The sequence below is a fragment of the Brevundimonas diminuta genome, from assembly GCF_050310045.1.
GTDB classification, from domain to species: Bacteria; Pseudomonadota; Alphaproteobacteria; order Caulobacterales; family Caulobacteraceae; genus Brevundimonas; species Brevundimonas diminuta_F.
This window is the reverse complement of the sequence record NZ_CP190005.1, coordinates 2,817,603-2,834,868: the sequence shown is the minus strand read 5'-3', so window position 1 is coordinate 2,834,868 and position 17,266 is coordinate 2,817,603. Positions and strand designations below refer to the sequence as shown.

Below are 17,266 nucleotides of genomic sequence, written 5' to 3'. Positions count from 1 at the left end.
TTCTTGGAGTGGTGATGACGCGACGAGGCCTTCTGGCGCCGCTGCTGGCGACTGTGGCGACGGCGGCCTGCGCGCCGATCATGGGCGAGGGCCTGTCGACGCCCGCTCCGCTGGGGCCGCCCGGCTGGCGCAGGGCGCGCGCCGCCTATGGGCCTGATCCGCGACAGACGCTGCGCCTTTATCGGCCCGCAAGGGCGCGGGGGGCGCCGATCCTCATTCTGTTGCCCGATGACGCGCCTGCGGCCGAAGACGAGCGAACCGCGCGCGATCTGTCGGAGCGCGGCTTCATCGTGGCCCTGGTCGACCGACGGACGGCGCCGGGAAGCGTCTTTCCGGCCTTCATCGCCGACGGGGCGTCGGCCGTAGCATGGCTCTCAAAGCGGGCCTACGATCTGGGCGGTGATGCGGTCCGCGTCGGCGTGCTGGGCATGGGCGAAGGCGGTCGCGCGGCGTTGATGCTGGCGCTGGACCGTCGCTATCTGGCGGCGGCGGGCGCATCCGGCGCCGTGCGCGCGGCGGCGGCGCTGGGCGCGCCGAATAGACCCGATGCGACCTTCACAGATCCGTCCGCCTATGCGGCAGGCGCCGATGCGCCGCCTGTCTGGCGTGGGGATCGCGACGACCTCGCGGACGCGGTCGCCTTCCTGCAGGCGGCGCTGGGCTAGGTGTTGAGTCCCGGCATCTGGTGGATCGGATCGGCGATAAATTTTCCGGATCTGAAGTACAGATTTTGGCGATGCATTCGCAGGGGGCGAGGCCATCGAGAGTCTTGGGCCTGCGGGCGACCTTATAGGCGGGCATCAGGTCTGCGAGGTGAGTACGACGTTCGTCGTGGCGGTCATAATGGAAGCGTTTGACGGCGGCGTCCTTGGTGGTGCGGTTCATCCGTTCGACCTGATCGTTGGTCCACGGAGGGTTCGGCTGGATCCTCCCTCGTTTCGGTGGACGCCCATGCTAGCGTTTCGGAACTGGGGCTGCACGAGACGGTGCTTCTCGATGGATGACGCCGCTCGGGAGTAGATGCGGTTGATCGACTGAGCGGCAAGCCGCACACGGTGGACAGCGATAACGGCACGGAACTGACCTCGTCGGCGGTCCTGCGCTGGTCGCAGAAGCGCCGGGTCGAGTGGCGCAGCAGGCCGGACTCCAGGGCATTTTGCACCTGTCCGCACGGACGGATTCTACAATGCTCCGGATGGGGCCGAGGTCAGAACCAGGCTCTGACGCCGACGACGACGCGGATGTCTTCGGGATCGAGACTCCGCGCCCGGGCGTAGTCGGCCGTGGCGCCGAGTGAGCGGCTCCATTCGACGCCTGTGTAGGGGGCGAGTTCCCTGCGCACCTCATAACGCAGGCGCAGGCCCGCCCTGACCGAGGTCAGACCTGACCCTGTCTCAAGCTCCGGGACGCCGTCGGCCGACAGGTCGACTTCGATTGCGGGTTGCAGGATCCAGCGATTGGTGATGCGCAAGTCGTATAGGGCTTCGATGCGGGCCGCCAGGTCGCCTTTGTTCGACACGAAGGCGGCGGCGCCTATCTCGAACCATGAGGGCGCGACGCCCTGGACCCCGACAGTCAGGTACGCGGCGTTGTCGCCGTCGGAGCGGAAATCATGACGCACGCCCGCCTGTAGATCCCAGAAGGGGGCGATGGCGCGGCTGTAGAGGGCCTGAACTTCGGCCTGGCGCAGCTTGCCGTTGATCTCGCCTTCGCCCTCGGTTTTCCACCAGAAGCGGTTGATGTCGCCGCCGGTCCAGCCCTGGGCGCTCCAGTTGTAGGTGTTGGCGCCGTCGCCGAAGCCGGCTTCTAGGGAATCGATCAGCACGGCGGTGGAGCGGATGTCGCCGTTCTCGGCCAGAAGCTGTTTACGCGCCGCCGCCATGACGACCGGGTCGAACAGCAGGTCGGCGGCGTGCGCCGGGGCTGCGCGCGCAGCGGCGGGGGGCGGGGCTTCGACCATGCGGCCGCCGACGGCGTCCACGCTGGTCGGGATATTCGGTCCGCCGCGCGCGGCGCTCATGTCATGACCGGCGTGCGGGTCGGTTGAAGTCGCCTGAACCGGAGCCGTGGCGTGAGCCGCATGGCTATCAGCTTGGGCGGCGCCGCGCCTCGCGTGACCATTCATGTCGTGGCCCGTGTGAGAGTCGGCCGCCGTCGTTGCCTGAGATGTCGGCGCCGGGGCCGCTGCGGGGGCGTGCGCCGCATGGTCGGCGTGACTTTGGGCCATGGCGGGGCCGCCAGCGGCCAGCATCAGGGGGGCGAGCGTCAGGCAGAGGGCCTGAGCCAGAGAAAGGGACTTCACCAGGCGGCTCCATCCAGCGGGCGAACGGTGACGACGTTGAACATGCCCGCGTGCATGTGCATCAGAAGGTGACAGTGGAAGGCCCAGTCGCCGGGCGCATCGGCGGTCAGATCGAAGGTGACCTTGCCGCCCGGGGCGACGTTGACCGTGTGCTTCAGCGGCTGGTGGCCGTCATGGCCGTTGACCAGTTCGAAGAAGTGGCCGTGCAGGTGGATGGGGTGGGCCATCATGGTGTCGTTGACCAGGGTCACGCGCACCCGCTCGTTCAGCTCAAAGCGGATGGGTTCGACCACCTCCGAGAATTTGCGCCCGTCGAAGCCCCACATGAACCGCTCCATATTGCCGGTCAGGTGGATCTCCATGGTGCGCGAGGGCGCGCGGCGGTCCCGGTTCGGCGTCAGGGCGCGCAGGTCGGCATAGACCAGCACGCGGTGATCGACATCATCCAGCCCCTGCGGCCGATCGGCCAGACGGTTGGACGGGGCCGGGGCGATGGCGTCGACGCCGACGCCGACCGCCATGTCGGCGGGAGCGTTGTTCGGATCGCGCATGTTGTGGCTCATTCCGCCGTGATCCATCGGCGCTGCCGCCGCCGCGGCGCCTGCCGCTGTCCCATGCCCCATGGCGGCGTGGTCCATACCTGCTGCGCCGTGCGCACTGTGGTCCATCTCGCCCATGCCCATGTCCTTCATGGTCAGGTTCGGGATCTTGCGAAGCGGCGGAACCTCGGCCGTCATGCCCAAGCGCGGCGCCAGGGTGGCGCGGCCCATGCCCGAGCGGTCGATCGCTTCGGACACGATGGTATAGGCGCGGTCCTCAGTCGGGCGGACGATGACGTCATAGGTCTCGGCGACCGAAATCTGGAACTCGTCGACCTCAACCGGGCGGACGTGTTCGCCGTCGGCCTGAACCACGGTCATGGCCAGTCCCGGGATGCGGACGTTGAAGATCGACATCGCCGAGGCGTTGATGATGCGCAGGCGCACCCGCTCGCCCGGTCGGAACAGACCGGTCCAGTTCTCCTGCGGGCCGTGGCCGTTGACCAGATAGGTGTAGGTCGTGCCGTTGACGTCCAGGATGTCGCGCGGATCCATGCGCATCCCGCCCCACATCCGGCGCTCGGACAGGTTCATGCGGTCCGACCCGTCCAGAAGCCCGGCCAGCGTCGTCTTCTGCATGTTGAAGTAGCCGGGGCTCTTCTTCAGCTTGTCGAGGATGTCGTGCGGATGCAGGAAGCTCCAGTCCGACAGGACCAGGACGTGCTCGCGGTCATAGGCGACCGGGTCGGCGCCCGCCGGGTCGATAACGATGGGGCCGTAGTGACCCATGGCCTCCTGAAGCCCCGAATGGCTGTGATACCAGTAGGTGCCGGACTGCTTGAGCGGAAACTCATAGACGAAGGTCTCGTGCGGCTTGATGCCGGGGAAGCTGATGCCGGGCACGCCGTCCATCTGGAACGGCAGCAGCAGGCCGTGCCAGTGGATGGAGGTGTCTTCCTCCAGATGGTTGGTCACTGACAAGCGCACATTCTGCCCTTCGCGCATCCGCAGCAGGGGGGCGGGCAGCACGCCGTTGACCATGAAGGCGTGGCCGGTGCGGCCGCCGACGGTGAAGCGGGCGTCGCCGACGCTCAGGTCGATGTTCGGCCCGGTCAGGGTCGGCAGATCGGCGCGCAGGCCGGGCGACCCGGTCTGCGCCCAGGCGGGCAGAAGGCCCTGAAGCCCCAGTATGCCGCCGCCCATGGCAGCGCCTCGCAACAGGGTTCGCCGGTCCAGTGATGATGTCGCCATGAAGTCCAGTCTCGGCCAGCTTTTCCGTCGCAACGGATCGTGCAGGGGGAAGGGGTCTGACTGGAATACGTAAGGGTTGCGTCGCCCCCTCGCAGAGCCGGTCTGCGTCAGGGCGCCGCACCTTTAGGACGAACTGGGCCGCTATGTCCGGATACGGCCCAGTTTCTGGTCCAGCATCCGGCGCGCCCGGCAGATACGGGTTTCGACCGCCTTGGGCGTGACGCCCAGCAGTCGGGCGATCTCGACGTGAGAACGCCCCTCCAGCGTCGCCAGCAGCAGCGGCGCCTTCAGCGCATCGGGCAGATCGGCCAGGGCGCGGTCCAGCGCGGCCATGCGGCGGCGGTCGTCCAGCCGGGTCTCCGCTCCGGGCGTTTCATCACCTGCGGCCATGGCTTCTGGCGCGTCCAGCCCCATGACCCCGCGCACGATGCGCCGGACGGCGCGCTTGCGGCCCCAGTCCCGGCATTTGTTGAGGGCGATGGCGCGCAGCCACACGTCGAACGGCCGTGCCGGATCATAGCTGCGGATCGCCAGCCATGCCGCGACATAGGTTTCCTGCAGCAGGTCGCGCGCTTCGTCCGTATCGCCGACGTAACGGCGGATGAAACGGTGCAGGTCGCCGCTGGTCGCCGCCATCAGGGCGCTGAAGGCCGCCCGGTCGCCGCGCGCCGCGCGCGCTTCGTCAGTGTCGCCCAGGGTCGTCACCTGCGACCTTCACCGCGGCTCTTGCGTCAGGGCGTCCGCGATTTCCCGGTCGAAGACGCGCGCCTGTTCCGGCGTCAGCACGGCCCGCATCTCGAACACATGGGCGATGGTCGCCTTCTGCAGGGCGCCCATGGCGTCGTGGAAGCGGTCGACGGCGGCGCGGACTTCGGGGGTGTCGCCCTGACTGGCGGCGATCGCGTTCGCCAGTTCGCGATTGGCGGCGCGCAACTCGCTTTCGAGCGCTTCGCGTTGCACTGCGAACCGGGCCTCTATTGCGTTCAGTCGGTCGTCCTGCTCTCCTGTCGGCTTCAACCTGCGATGTACGATGTCGTGGACGCCGGGTGTTTCATTCCGCTTCATCATCCAGCCCGCCGTCCACCAGGCGCCGCCGCCGCTGGCCAGGGCGGCCAGCGCCACAGTCAGGGCCATGGACTTCCAGCCTGCGCTCATCCGCCGACCTCCAGCCGCGTCATGGGGGAAAGACCGGCCGACACGCTGAATATCTGGATGTCAGAGCGTCCCGGCTGGAACGCCTGTCCCGACAGACCGCCGTTGGCGACGCCGACCAACAGGGCGACAGCCGTGACGGTCAGCCGGACCTGACGGGCGCGGCGCTGCTCCAGCCGTTTGTCGATCCGGCGCCAGACGTCGGCCTCAAGGCTGTCGGGAGCGATGTGGCTGTCCGGAAAGGGGGGCGCCAGCATATGCCGGATGTCGTCTGTCATTCTGCACCTGTTTCGGCTTTGCTTATCCCTACGCGGGGGAGGGAAGTTTCCCTTGCCGATAGCGGTTCATCCAGGAGCCGGGCACAGGTGCTGGTCCGACGCGCGCCGTCTTTTGCCTGCTATGGCGCGTCAACCCGGACGACCGTCAGGTCTGACAGGCTGATCTCGCCATGGAAAACGCCTTCCATCACCAGCAACCGGAATTCGACCGCTCCAGGCGCCGCCCAGTCGTGAACCATTTCGATCTCGAAGACACCTGGTCGCCAGGGCCGGAATTCCTGACTGCTGTAGACTTCGATTCCGCCCCAGTCGGCGCGGAAAAGATAGCGCGCTGAATGGTCGTCCACGGACAGGGTGAAGGTTGCCTTCCATCGACCTGCGGGTATTTCGAAATAGGGGCCATGAACGATGGTGCGCGGCCGGCCGGTCAGATCCAGCGTTGAAAAGCCGCCGGCGTGCATCGGCGGCTGTAGCCAGGACAGGACTTCGCCGGACCACGTCGCCTTGCCCTGCGAATAGATCTCCAGGGCCCGGGTCATGGGGCCGGGCGCTGTGCGAATCCCTTCCGGGCGCATCACGTCCAGATCGGGGAACAGGCGTAGCGCGCCGGAATCGACGACGTCAGGACCGAAAACCCGGTTTCGGGGCAGCAGGGCCAACCGTGCGAAGTTCTGGGTTGCGAGATGCACGATCCCGTGACGTCGGGCCTGATCGACCCCCTCGGGCACGATGACGTCCGGCGTGTCCAGGATGGCGGCGATCCGGCGGGCGTCGGGCTGGCGACCGAGCGCCTTTTCGGCCGAGGCGGTCAGCAGCAGGGCGCGGTCCGCGTCGGCGGGCGCATCGCCATGGTCCGTATCATGAAGACGACGCCCGGACCGGGCGGCTGCGGCCTGCAGGGCGGCGATCCACGCCTGCCGACCCTGCTGTTCGGGCAGGACGATCCAGTCGGCGTTGGGCATGGGCGTCGTCATGCGGCCCGCAGCCAGGTGTAGACTTCGACCGCCTCCTGGATGTCATCGAACATCTTGGCGCGGCCGCTTTCGATGATGAGGGCGCGATCGCAGTATTCAGCGATCAACTGAACGTTGTGCGAGGCCATGAGGAAGGCGCGGTGGGCCTGTTTTTCGAACAGACCTTCCTGGCATTTGCGCTGAAAGCGAGCGTCGCCGACCGCCACCAGTTCGTCGATCAGATAGCAATCGAATTCAATGGCAAGGGACAGACCGAAAGCCAGGCGGGCGCGCATCCCCGAGGAGTAGTGCTTGACCGGTTCGCTCAGCGCCTTGCCCAGTTCGGCGAAGTCGTCGACGCGTCTCAGGGTCTCCCTGTAGTCCTTCTCATAGAGGCGGGCCAGGAAACGGACGTTGTCCAAGCCTGACAGGCTGCCCTGAAATCCCCCGCCGAACCCGATGGGCCACGAAGAACTCATCCGCCAGGAAATCGAGCCTTCGGTGGCGGGCATGACCCCGCCCAGCATCTTGATCAGCGTCGACTTGCCCTGCCCGTTGCGGCCCAGAATGGCCAGCCGTCCCGATCGGCCCAGATCGAAGTCCAGACCGGTGAACAGCGGCTTTTTCTTGCCGTGATAGGTCTTCGAGACGTTGCGGACGCGAAGGCCGGGATCCGTTTCGACGTCGAGCGTCATCAGTCCTGCCTGTGTTCCCGCACGCCGGCCCAGATCAGCCAGCCCACGCCGTAGATGAGCAGTGCCGACGCCAGCACGGTGAGAATGGCGCGCCAGCGCCGCGGCTCGGTCGGCTTGTCCGCCAAGCTGGGTTCGACGATGCGCTCCAGATAAAGCTTCTGGCGGCGGGCCTCCTGTTCGGCCGACAGCAGGGCGGCCGTCGCCTGGGCGAGCTGTTTGTCGGCGATTTCTCGGCGCAGGGTCAGTTCTTCAAACGGCCCGATCTTGGCGGCCAGGGAGGTGGCGTCCCCTGCCATCCGGGCGCGGGCCTCTTCCACCTGACGCTCATAAGCGGCGATGCGATTGTCCAGGATCGGCAGCTGCGGGCTGGACGGCGCTTCGGCCGCGACCTGGGCGCGTTCGGCACGCAGCTGGGCGATGGTCACCAGCAGGCCATTGATGACGCCGGTGCTCTCAGCGGCGGCCAGGCGCGGATCGATGAAACGGGCGTTGTTGCGAAGGGCGGTCAGCGCCTGTTGCGACTCGGAGACTTCGGTCTGCGCTCGCTCTAACGCGGCCTTGGCGTCGCGCACGGCGTTGCCCGAGGCGCGTTCGTTCAGGCGGTTGATCAGCGCTTCGCCGCTGGCCAGCAGGGCCTTGTTGACGTCCTGAGCCTCCTTGGCGGTGAAGGCTTCGACACGCAGGGTGCTGATGCCGGTTCCGGCGTCATAGCCGACGACCATGAAGCGCTTGAACGCCTTGTAGAGGCCTTCCTCGCTCCGGGATTCACCGGGGCGGGGGTAGCGGGACAGGAAGTCGGTGCCCGGGTGGTCAAAGACCTTGTTGAGGTCAAAGGACTGTTGCAGTTCCTTCAGGCCGTCGCGTGAGGAAATATACTCATGCACGGCGAAGGCGTCGTTCATGCCGTTGGAGAAGCCGACCCCCTGAAGAGCCAAGCCGACCGCCGAAGGCTGGCCCACATTGGGCGAACGCACGACGAAGCGCGCCTCCGAAACGTAGCGGGGGGAGGCGATCATCAGGAAATAGGTCGCCGCGACCAGGGTGGGCAGGACGACGACCAGTATGAAGCCCAGCGGCAGCCGTTTCCATATGTCCACGGACTTCCTGCGGGGACCCTCAGTGGCTTTGAGGGGGCCGACGTAACTGATCTTTTGCTCAGCCATGGAGTGGTTTCGCCTTGGAAAACGTGGGCTCTGTCATTCGTCTGCAAGCCGGTCACGGGCGCCTGCGATCATCGCCAAGCCTAGCAGATTGAGCATGGCGCCACATAGCAGGGCGTAGGGAGGGTCGAAATGCGTCGGGGTGAATTCGCTGAATACGCCCGAACGTATCATCTCCACGCCATGCACAAAGGGGATGAGAAGGATGATTTCCTGATATCTGGGCGGCAGCCAGGCCACCATGGCGAAAGCGCCCGACAGGGGGATCATCAGATAGCTGATCAGGCTGAGCAGTCTTTCAAACACCTCGAACCGCATGGCCAGGCCGGTCAGGACCAGGGCGAAACCGACCGCGACCCAGCACAGCAGCAGCCAGCCGCCGTAAAGGTTCAGATAGTTGGTCGGAGCATTGGTTTCGCCGATGGCGAACAGGACCAGGTAGACGATGATGAAGGCGATCGTCGTGCCGCCGATCTCCAGCACGATCCGCGCCGTGAAGATGTGCATCGGCTTGACGTCGCGGTGATACAGGATCCCGATGTTCGACCTCAGCGCCGAAGACAGGATGGCGATCAGGTGGCGGATCAGGATCAGCGACATATAGCCCGTCATCACGAACGGGGCCAGGCGTATGCCGTGCTCATAGGCCGGTTTGGTGAAGCTCCACAGGATCATCACGCCGAAACAGAAAAACAGGGGTTCGGCGACCATCCAGGCGAAGCCCAGACCTTCACGGCCGAACCGCGTGACCATTTCACGCATGGTCAATGCGCCGATGATTCTCAGGTGGCGGGCGGCTTTTGCGAACATCGAACGGGTGTTGACGCAGCGATGCTGCAAGGAGCTTGAAAAGGCGCTGTAATGTTTCTGCGCCGATGGCAGCCGAACATAGCCCACCCCGGCTGCCGTGCAACTGTTTCCTCGGCGGACAGCCAGGAAAGGCGAGGCGCACCCGGCGTTTAAGGCTGGCGCAGCCGTTGCAGGACGGCGCGGGCGGCCTCGGCGGGGGGCATCCGTTCGGCGGGGATGAGCACATCGGGCTTCGGCGGCGCTTCATAGGGGCTGTCGATGCCGGTGAAGTTCGTCAGTTCGCCGCGTCGGGCCTTGGCGTACAGGCCCTTGACGTCCCGCCCTTCGGCGACCGCCAGCGGAGCGTCGACGAAGACCTCCAGAAAGCGGATGTCGCCCATCATTTCACGGGCCATATCGCGTTCGGCGCGGAAGGGGGAAATCAGACAGACCAGGACGATCAGCCCTGCGTCCGCCATCATCCGGGCGGCTTCGGCGGCGCGACGGATGTTCTCCACCCGGTCGGCGTCGGTGAAGCCCAGATCGCGGCTCAGGCCGTGACGCAGGTTGTCGCCGTCGATCAGATAGGTGTGGCGACCTTCGGCGGCCAACTGTTCTTCGACCAGGTTGGCGATGGTGGATTTGCCCGCGCCGGACAGGCCCGTGAACCACAGGACGGCAGGCTCCTGACCCTTGAGTGCGGCGCGGCGGGCGCGGTCCACACGGATGGACTGACGGTGGATGTTGTGGGCGCGACGAAGGGCGAAGCGGATCATGCCCGCCCCCACCGTAGTCCGACTTATCCGGTCGATCAGGATGAAGCCGCCCAACTGACGGTTCGTTTCATAAGGGGCGAAGGCCACGTCGCCGCCCAGCGACAGGTGACAGACGCCGATGTCGTTCAACTCCAGCGTCCGCGCGGCCAGGGCCTCCAGGCTGTTGACGTTCACCTTGTGCCGGATGTCGGTGACGGAGGCCGCGACCGTGCGTGCGCCCAGCTTCAGGTCGTACTGGCGGCCGGGCAGCAGAGGGGCCTCATCCATCCAGATCACGGTCGCTTCAAACTGGTCTGCGGCCTCCAGCGGGTCAGCGGCGGCGCACAGGACATCGCCGCGCGACAGGTCGATCTCGTCGGTCAGGGTCAGCATGACCGATTGACCGGCGATGGCCGCGTCGCGGTCGCCTTCGGGCGCCAGAAGGCGGGCCACCTGCGAGACGACGCCGGACGGCACGGCCCGGACGGCGTCGCCAGGACGCACAGTTCCGGAGGCGATCAAACCGGTATAGGCGCGTAGGTCCTGATCGGGGCGCACGACGCCCTGCACCGGCAGGCGGAAAGCCTGATCCGGGTCCGTCGTTACGACAGGCAGCTTCTCCAGCGCCTCTATCAGGGTCGGACCGTTGAACCAGTCTGCGCCGCCGCGAGCGACGACATTCTCGCCAGTCGCGCCCGACAGGGGGATGGCGCGCGCTTCAAGGCCGATCTGTCGGGCATAGCCGTCGAACTCTGTCGCGATCCGATCGAAAGTTCCTGCGGACCAGTCCGTCAGGTCCATCTTGGTCACAGCCAGGATCACTCGCCGAACCCCCATCAGGGCCAGGATGTGGGCGTGACGTCGCGTCTGGGTCAGCATCCCTTTGCGGGCATCCACCAGGATGACGGCCGCGTCGGCGGTCGAGGCTCCGGTCGCCATATTGCGCGTATATTGTTCATGCCCCGGCGTGTCGGCGACGATGAAGCTGCGCGTTTCCGTCGAGAAGTAGCGATAGGCGACATCAATGGTGATGCCCTGTTCCCGCTCGGCCAGCAGGCCGTCGACCAGGCGCGAGAAGTCGGGCTGGCCGTCGGCGTTCAGGATGCTCGCCAGCTGGTCCTCCGGCACGGCGCCCAGGTCATGCAGCAGGCGGCCGATCAGGGTCGACTTGCCGTCATCGACCGAGCCGCAGGTGATGAAGCGCAGCAGGTCGCGCTGAGGGGCGGGTGTTTCAGCGTCGGGCGTCATCAGAAATAGCCCTCCTGCTTCTTGCGCTCCATCGATCCGGCCTGGTCGCGGTCGATCAGGCGGCCCTGCCGTTCGGAAGTACGTGAGGCGCGCATCTCGGCGATGATCGTCTCTAGGCTGCAGGCCTGGCTCTCGATGGCGCCGGACAGAGGATAGCAGCCCAGAGTGCGGAAACGCACGGTGCGGATTTCCGGCGTCTCGCCGGGCAAAAGCCGCATCCGCTCGTCATCGACCACGATCAGTGCGCCTTCTCGGCGGACCACGGGGCGGGGGGCGGCGAAATACAGGTCCACGACGGGGATGTTCTCGGCGGCGATGTAGTCCCAGACATCGAACTCGGTCCAGTTCGACAGGGGGAAGACGCGCATGCTTTCGCCCGGGGAAGCGCGGGCGTTATAAAGATTCCACAACTCTGGACGCTGGCGGCGCGGATCCCAGCGGTGGCCGGGGCCGCGGAACGAGAAGACCCGTTCCTTGGCGCGGCTGGCCTCTTCGTCACGTCGCGCCCCGCCGATGGCGGCGTCGAAACCGTGCAGGTCCAGCGCCTGCTTCAGCCCTTGCGTCTTCCACATGTCCGTATGGACGGCGGAACCATGTTCAAAGGGATTGATCCCAAGGGCTTCCGCCTCAGGGTTGCGGTAGACGATCAGCCGCGCTCCGCTCTCGGCCGCCATGCGGTCGCGCAGAGCGTACATGGCTCGGAATTTCCATGTCGTGTCGACGTGCAGCAGCGGAAAGGGCGGCGGCGCCGGGTGGAAGGCCTTGCGCGCCAGATGCAGCAGGGCGGCTGAATCCTTGCCGATCGAGTAAAGCAGCACGGGGCGGGCGCATTCGGCCGCCACTTCGCGCAGGATGTGGATGCTTTCCGCCTCCAGCCGATCAAGATGGCTCAGGCGTTGCGGCGTCAGGGCGGCGCTCATGACTCAGGACGTCGCCAGGCCGACCTTGGCGTACAGGTCCCGCAGGCGCGCCTGATAGGCGGCGGGGGTGAACTTTCCGGCCTGGCCCAGACCTCGCGCTTCCAGATCGGCGCGCAGGGCTTCATCGGCGTCCAGCGCCTGAATGCCGCGCGTGATGGCCTGAACGTCATAGGGGTCGACGACCAGGGCAGCATCCCCAGCCACTTCGGGCAGTGATCCGCCGGTCGAGGTCAGCACCGCCGTCGACAGGGCCATGGATTCCAGCACCGGGAGGCCGAAGCCTTCATACAGCGACGGAAACAGCGTGGCCCTGGCGCCCCGGATCAGGCTGATCAGCATGGAGAAGGGCATATACTCATACTGACGGATCCTGTCGGCGCTTGGTCCTCCGTCGCGCTTGACCTGGTTCAGCAGGGCGGTTTCGCCCTCATCCAGCCACGCGCGACCGCCGATGATCACCAGCGGCGTCCTGCTGCCCGACGCCAGATAGGCCTCGACGATGCGGCCCAGGTTCTTCTTCGGTTCGATGGCGCCGAAGTGCAGGAAATAGCCCTTCCAGCCCAGGTTGAAGACGCCTTCAAGCTCAAGTTCCACCTCGGCCTGGCCGCGTCCCGTCAGGGAGGGCGGCAGGTCCACGGCCTGGTAGGTGTTGGTGACGCGGTCCTCCGAGACGCCCAGCAGGCGGATGACGTCCTGACGCGTGGTCTCGGACACCACGGCGATATGGTCTGCCCGCGCGGCGACGACCTCGCACAGCTTCATGTAGACGGCCTTGTCGTCCATCGTCGTATGCGGCAGGCGCAGGGGGATCAGGTCGTGAATGGTGTAGATGTTCGGCACGCCCTGCGCATACAGAGGCAGGGTCGCCGTCCAGTGCATCACGTCGGGGGCGGGGGCCTCCCTCGCGGCTTCAAAACGCACAGGCGTCTCCCTGCCATAGGCGGCGAAGCAGCGGTTGGCGGTCAGGAACAGGTTCTGCGCCGCCCAGAAGCGGTCCACAGCGGGACGACCGCCGGCGCGGCTGGGCCAGATCACCTCGCCTGAGGGCAGGATGGCGTGGGCCTCGCGACCGAAACGCGACATGTAGGTGTCGCGGAAACGCTGCATCTTCTTCTTGCGGTTCAGCTTTTCGGGCGGGCGCTCCGCGTCGGTCAGGGCGGTTTCATTGACGACGTTGCTGGCGCGCCGTGGGGCGGGCGGCCCGTATAGCGCCTGGGTTCCCAGACCGATTTCCCGCGCGTTCAGCAACAGGTTCCGGCCATAGGTGGCGATGCCGGAGCCCTTCGCCAGCGCCAGGTTGAAGCCGTCAATGCAGATGGAAGCCATGGTGCCCGATATGCTGTCGAAGTCTCGCGACTGTGGACGACAGGCCGGGCGGCAGGTCAAGGGGGCAGCCGCGTGTTAAGGTTTACGCCGTGTTTAATCCTGTAGCGCGCGGGCCACTATTCTCAAATTAGCAGTGACATCAGCGCCTTTCTGCTCGACCGGAAATGGCAACGCTGATAGGGACGCCGCAGGTGACCTTTCCTGTCGCCCACTTGTCAACAGACCTCGGAGGGCCGCATTTCATGCGTGTCAAGAGTTTGATCCTGGCGTCGAGCGCGGCGGCCGCCCTGGCCCTGTCGGCCGGCGCTGCTTCGGCGGAGCCCGATGGCTGGTACGGCGCGATCGACGCCGGCTACCATATGATCGACGACATCAACACGGAAGCTTCGGCGACCGGTCACCACTGGAACTGGGAAGTGAACGACGGCTGGGCGGCTTTTGCGCGTCTGGGCTATCGCTTCAACCCGAACTGGCGTGTTGAGCTCGAAGGCGGTTACCGCTCGGGCGACATCGGCAAGGTCCGCGCTGTCTCGGGTCCGAACGGCCTGTGCAACCTGACCCCGGCCACCGGCCCGTGCCATTCGCCGGAAGGCGACATCACGGCGACGACCCTGATGGGCAACGTCATCTATGACTTCGGTTCGCCGGAATGGACCATCCGTCCGTTCGTGGGCCTGGGCGTCGGTGTGAACCGCGTCAAGACCGACACCACGGGCCGTCTGCGTCAGAACCCGGGCGTCACCTTCACGGCTGACGACACCTCGACCAAGTTCGCCGCTCAGGCGATCGCCGGTCTGGCCTGGGCCGTCGGCGACCGCGCCAACATCGACCTGACCTACCGTTACCTGACGGGCGACATGTCCTTCGACACGACGCAGTCGGCCGGCCCGGTCTTCGGTTCGCTGTCGGGCGACTACGACCAGTCGCACACCGTGACGCTGGGTCTGCGCTATGCGTTCGGCGCCGAGCCGGTGGCCCCGCCGCCGCCCCCGCCGCCGCCGCCGCCCCCGCCTCCCCCGCCCCCGCCGCCTCCGCCGCCGCCTCCGCCGCCTCCGGCCAAGCCGGCTGCGCGTCAGTTCGTGGTCTACTTCGACTTCGACCGTTCGGATCTGACGGCGGAAGCCCGCTCGGTGGTGTCGCAAGCCGCCAACTACGCCAAGTCGGGCGCTCCGACCCGTATCCTGGTCGTCGGTCACACCGACACCATGGGTTCGCAGGCCTACAACCTGGGCCTGTCGAACCGCCGTGCGCGCACCGTGGCTGACGCCCTGGTCGCTCAAGGCGTCAACGGCGGCGTGATCTCGCTGGACGGCAAGGGCAAGACCGACCTGGCCAAGCCGACGGCTGACGGCGTGCGTGAGCCGCTGAACCGTCGCGCTACCGTCGACATCAACTTCTAAGGCGCTAGGAGGCCGGGTGACCGGTCTCCGAAGCCTTTCGGTTGAAGATATTGAGGGCGGCTGATCCATCACGGATCAGCCGCCTTTTTTCTTTGGTCTTTTCTGCATTCTGCGGCGGACCGTCGCTGGCGCCGCTTTGCGTGCAGGGCTATTGCGACAGGGACGGTTGTAGAAGGAGCAGTCCATGCGCGTCGCCATGATTGGAACGGGTTACGTCGGCCTGGTGTCAGGCGCCTGTTTCGCCGATTTCGGCCACACCGTGACCTGCGTCGACAAGGACGCCTCCAAGATCGAGCGTCTGCACCAGAACATCATGCCCATCTATGAGCCGGGGCTGGATGATCTGGTGGCCAGTAATGTGCGGGGAGGCCGTCTGGCCTTCGCCGTCGACGGCGCCGAGGCGATCCGCAACGCTGACGCCGTCTTCATCGCTGTCGGGACGCCGTCACGCCGCGGCGATGGCCACGCGGATCTGTCCTATGTCTATGCGGCGGCCGAAGAGATCGCCGACCTGATGCAGGGCTTCACCGTCGTGGTGACCAAGTCCACCGTTCCTGTCGGCACCGGCGACGAGATCGAGCGCATCATTCGCGAGCGGCGGCCGGATGCTGAGTTCGCCGTTGTCTCCAACCCTGAATTCCTGCGAGAAGGCGCCGCCATTGGCGACTTCAAACGCCCCGACCGCGTCGTGGTCGGCACGACGGATGAGCGCGCCCGCGCTATTATGGCCGAGTTGTATCGCCCGCTGAACCTGAATGAGACGCCGATCATGTTCACCGGGCGTCGCACGTCCGAACTGATCAAATATGCGGCCAACGCCTTCCTGGCCATGAAGATCACCTTCATCAACGAGGTCGCCGACCTCTGCGATGCGGTCGGCGCCGATGTGCAGCAGGTTGCGCGCGGCATCGGTCTGGACAACCGGATCGGATCGAAGTTTCTGCACGCCGGGCCGGGCTATGGCGGATCGTGCTTCCCCAAGGACACCATGGCCCTGGTGCGTACGGCGACGGATGCGGGCTCGCCCATGCGTCTGATCGAGACGACCGTCGCCATCAACGATGCGCGTAAAAAGGCCATGGCCGACCGCATTATCGAGGCGCTGGGCGGCGACGTGAAGGGCAAGACGGTCGCCCTGCTGGGCCTGACGTTCAAACCGAACACCGACGACATGCGCGACGCGCCTTCGCTGGATGTGGCGCCTGCGCTGATCGCGCGCGGGGCCACGGTTCAGGCCTTTGACCCGGAGGGCATGGAGGAGGCGGCCAAACTTCTGGACGGCGTAGTATTCAAGGACGGGCCCTATGACGCTCTGGCCGGGGCCGACGCCGCCGTCATCATGACCGAGTGGAACCAGTTCCGCGCGCTGGATCTGGACCGGATCAAGCTGCTGCTGAAGCAGCCGGTCATGGTGGATCTGCGCAACATCTATCGCCCGGACGACATGCGGGCGCGTGGTTTCCGCTACTTCTCCATCGGTCGTCCGCTCGACGCGGCCTGACTAGAGCAACAGCAGGCGGCCGACCGTGATGACGGCCGCCGCCACGACGACGGCTGACGCCGCCGCGATGCCCGCCAGACGCATTGCCTTGCCCAGACCGTCGCTATCCATCCGAATCTCCCGCCTGAACAACAGGATGGCAGTCCGTCCGGCAAGGCAAGGGGCAGGGCGGCTTTCGAGGCCGATCGAGCCACGTCGTCAGACCGGCGCCTGCAGGCGCACATGAAAAAGGGGCGATCCCGAACGGGACGCCCCTTTCCTTGCTCTGTGCCGGGATCAGCCCGACCTCGATCAGCCCGTGAACGGACGGATCAGTATTTCGACGCGGCGGTTCTGCGCCTTGCCCTCGACCGTGTCGTTGGAGGCGATCGGGTTGCGCGCGCTCATGCCGGCGACATAGATGCGCTCGCGCATCACGCCGCGGTTGATCAGGTGCGAGGCGACCGAGGCGGCGCGACGCTCCGACAGGGGCTGGTTGATCGCATCGCCGCCCGAGGAATCGGTGTGGCCGATCACGTCGACCATCGAGCGGTCGTACTCATTGATGACGCGCGCCACGTCATCCAGCACCGGCAGGAAGCGGGTGTCGATGGACGACTGATTGGTGGCGAAGGTCACGTCCGACGGCATCCGCAGGACCAGATTGTCGCCCTGACGCGCCACGCCGACGCCCGTGCCCGAAAGTTCGGCCTCAAGGGCGCGCTGCTGGCGGTCCATATACTGGCCGACGCCCGCGCCCGCCAAGGCGCCGACGCCCGCGCCGATCAGGGCGTTCTTGCGGCCCTGTTCGCCGCTGGAGGTGTTGGTCAGATAGCCCAGCAGGGCGCCCACGCCAGCGCCCGCCAAGGCGCCGGTGCCGGTGTTGTTGCGGCGCGGGGCAGAGCTGTAGGGGTCCGTGGTGGTGCAGGCGGCGGCGCCCAGAAGGGCGGCGATGCTCAAGCTGGTGATGGCGAGCCTGGCGCGCATGGGGTGGTCCTTTCGATAGCGATCAGATCGC

The 17,266-nt window shown here is 66.3% G+C and carries 16 protein-coding genes and 1 pseudogene; 3 read left to right on the top strand and 14 right to left on the bottom strand.

Annotation, left to right across the window (positions count from 1 at the left end; translation table 11 throughout):
- The first annotated feature begins 14 nt into the window (after positions 1–14).
- Positions 15–665: an alpha/beta hydrolase gene (locus ACORJG_RS13675; RefSeq protein ID WP_427789827.1), complete on the top strand. Its 651-nt coding sequence runs from the start codon at positions 15–17 to the stop codon at positions 663–665.
- Here ACORJG_RS13675 and ACORJG_RS13670 read toward each other — a convergent pair.
- From ACORJG_RS13670 to ACORJG_RS13610, 13 genes and pseudogenes are all read right to left on the bottom strand, one after another.
- A pseudogene (locus ACORJG_RS13670) lies at positions 662–912 on the bottom strand (IS481 family transposase); the annotation flags it as partial. The gene ACORJG_RS13675 and the pseudogene ACORJG_RS13670 overlap by 4 nt on opposite strands.
- 295 nt (positions 913–1,207) lie before the next feature.
- Positions 1,208–2,302 carry a copper resistance protein B gene (locus tag ACORJG_RS13665; RefSeq protein WP_427789825.1) on the bottom strand — a complete coding sequence of 365 codons (1,095 nt, stop codon included), beginning with the start codon at positions 2,300–2,302 and terminating at the stop codon, positions 1,208–1,210.
- The gene (locus tag ACORJG_RS13660; protein WP_427789823.1) at positions 2,299–4,092 is read right to left on the bottom strand and encodes a copper resistance system multicopper oxidase; all 1,794 of its coding nucleotides are present in this window, start codon (positions 4,090–4,092) and stop codon (positions 2,299–2,301) included. Before ACORJG_RS13660 ends, ACORJG_RS13665 begins: the two co-directional genes overlap by 4 nt.
- A gap of 141 nt (positions 4,093–4,233) precedes the next feature.
- Complete coding sequence (locus ACORJG_RS13655) at positions 4,234–4,797, bottom strand: RNA polymerase sigma factor (RefSeq protein ID WP_427789821.1); 564 nt, start codon at positions 4,795–4,797, stop codon at positions 4,234–4,236.
- 9 nt (positions 4,798–4,806) lie between these two features.
- Positions 4,807–5,247 carry a periplasmic heavy metal sensor gene (locus ACORJG_RS13650; protein ID WP_427789819.1) on the bottom strand — a complete coding sequence of 147 codons (441 nt, stop codon included), beginning with the start codon at positions 5,245–5,247 and terminating at the stop codon, positions 4,807–4,809.
- Positions 5,244–5,522 (bottom strand): hypothetical protein, encoded by a 279-nt coding sequence (locus tag ACORJG_RS13645; protein WP_427789817.1) that lies wholly within the window; start codon positions 5,520–5,522, stop codon positions 5,244–5,246. Before ACORJG_RS13645 ends, ACORJG_RS13650 begins: the two co-directional genes overlap by 4 nt.
- A gap of 119 nt (positions 5,523–5,641) precedes the next feature.
- On the bottom strand, positions 5,642–6,496 hold the full coding sequence (locus ACORJG_RS13640) for a hypothetical protein (RefSeq protein WP_427789815.1): 855 nt from the start codon (positions 6,494–6,496) through the stop codon (positions 5,642–5,644).
- On the bottom strand, positions 6,493–7,170 hold the full coding sequence (locus ACORJG_RS13635; protein WP_427789813.1) for an ABC transporter ATP-binding protein: 678 nt from the start codon (positions 7,168–7,170) through the stop codon (positions 6,493–6,495). The genes ACORJG_RS13640 and ACORJG_RS13635 overlap by 4 nt, the downstream gene beginning before the upstream one ends.
- Positions 7,170–8,267 (bottom strand): chain-length determining protein, encoded by a 1,098-nt coding sequence (locus tag ACORJG_RS13630; RefSeq protein ID WP_427789811.1) that lies wholly within the window; start codon positions 8,265–8,267, stop codon positions 7,170–7,172. The genes ACORJG_RS13635 and ACORJG_RS13630 overlap by 1 nt, the downstream gene beginning before the upstream one ends.
- Before the next feature lie 99 nt (positions 8,268–8,366).
- Positions 8,367–9,140 carry an ABC transporter permease gene (locus ACORJG_RS13625; protein ID WP_427789809.1) on the bottom strand — a complete coding sequence of 258 codons (774 nt, stop codon included), beginning with the start codon at positions 9,138–9,140 and terminating at the stop codon, positions 8,367–8,369.
- Between the two features lie 149 nt (positions 9,141–9,289).
- Complete coding sequence (gene cysC / locus ACORJG_RS13620; RefSeq protein ID WP_427789807.1) at positions 9,290–11,122, bottom strand: adenylyl-sulfate kinase; 1,833 nt, start codon at positions 11,120–11,122, stop codon at positions 9,290–9,292.
- The gene (gene cysD / locus ACORJG_RS13615; RefSeq protein WP_427789805.1) at positions 11,122–12,042 is read right to left on the bottom strand and encodes a sulfate adenylyltransferase subunit CysD; all 921 of its coding nucleotides are present in this window, start codon (positions 12,040–12,042) and stop codon (positions 11,122–11,124) included. Before cysD ends, cysC begins: the two co-directional genes overlap by 1 nt.
- Positions 12,043–12,045: 3 nt before the next feature.
- The gene (locus ACORJG_RS13610) at positions 12,046–13,368 is read right to left on the bottom strand and encodes a glycosyltransferase family 4 protein (RefSeq protein WP_427789803.1); all 1,323 of its coding nucleotides are present in this window, start codon (positions 13,366–13,368) and stop codon (positions 12,046–12,048) included.
- A 242-nt stretch (positions 13,369–13,610) separates the two neighbouring features.
- Here ACORJG_RS13610 and ACORJG_RS13605 point away from each other — a divergent pair, with 242 nt between their 5' ends.
- Positions 13,611–14,768, top strand: a complete 1,158-nt coding sequence (locus ACORJG_RS13605) for an outer membrane beta-barrel protein (protein WP_427789801.1) — start codon at positions 13,611–13,613, stop codon at positions 14,766–14,768.
- 184 nt (positions 14,769–14,952) lie between these two features.
- Positions 14,953–16,269 (top strand): UDP-glucose dehydrogenase family protein, encoded by a 1,317-nt coding sequence (locus ACORJG_RS13600; RefSeq protein ID WP_427789799.1) that lies wholly within the window; start codon positions 14,953–14,955, stop codon positions 16,267–16,269.
- A gap of 291 nt (positions 16,270–16,560) precedes the next feature.
- On the opposite strand, the gene ACORJG_RS13595 is transcribed toward ACORJG_RS13600, so the two are convergent.
- A complete protein-coding gene (locus ACORJG_RS13595; RefSeq protein ID WP_427789797.1) occupies positions 16,561–17,235 on the bottom strand; it encodes an OmpA family protein in 675 nt (224 codons plus the stop codon).
- Positions 17,236–17,266: the final 31 nt, after the last annotated feature.

Bases quoted from the DNA above. Each gene is read 5' to 3' on its own strand.
- ACORJG_RS13660 (WP_427789823.1), bottom strand. From the start codon at position 4,092: ATGGCGACATCATCACTGGACCGGCGAACCCTGTTGCGAGGCGCTGCC.
- ACORJG_RS13600 (WP_427789799.1), top strand. From the start codon at position 14,953: ATGCGCGTCGCCATGATTGGAACGGGTTACGTCGGCCTGGTGTCAGGC.
- ACORJG_RS13650 (WP_427789819.1), bottom strand. From the start codon at position 5,247: ATGAGCGCAGGCTGGAAGTCCATGGCCCTGACTGTGGCGCTGGCCGCC.
- ACORJG_RS13675 (WP_427789827.1), top strand. From the start codon at position 15: ATGACGCGACGAGGCCTTCTGGCGCCGCTGCTGGCGACTGTGGCGACG.
- ACORJG_RS13645 (WP_427789817.1), bottom strand. From the start codon at position 5,522: ATGACAGACGACATCCGGCATATGCTGGCGCCCCCCTTTCCGGACAGC.
- cysD (WP_427789805.1), bottom strand. From the start codon at position 12,042: ATGAGCGCCGCCCTGACGCCGCAACGCCTGAGCCATCTTGATCGGCTG.
- ACORJG_RS13605 (WP_427789801.1), top strand. From the start codon at position 13,611: ATGCGTGTCAAGAGTTTGATCCTGGCGTCGAGCGCGGCGGCCGCCCTG.
- ACORJG_RS13640 (WP_427789815.1), bottom strand. From the start codon at position 6,496: ATGACGACGCCCATGCCCAACGCCGACTGGATCGTCCTGCCCGAACAG.
- ACORJG_RS13635 (WP_427789813.1), bottom strand. From the start codon at position 7,170: ATGACGCTCGACGTCGAAACGGATCCCGGCCTTCGCGTCCGCAACGTC.
- cysC (WP_427789807.1), bottom strand. From the start codon at position 11,122: ATGACGCCCGACGCTGAAACACCCGCCCCTCAGCGCGACCTGCTGCGC.
- ACORJG_RS13625 (WP_427789809.1), bottom strand. From the start codon at position 9,140: ATGTTCGCAAAAGCCGCCCGCCACCTGAGAATCATCGGCGCATTGACC.
- ACORJG_RS13610 (WP_427789803.1), bottom strand. From the start codon at position 13,368: ATGGCTTCCATCTGCATTGACGGCTTCAACCTGGCGCTGGCGAAGGGC.
- ACORJG_RS13595 (WP_427789797.1), bottom strand. From the start codon at position 17,235: ATGCGCGCCAGGCTCGCCATCACCAGCTTGAGCATCGCCGCCCTTCTG.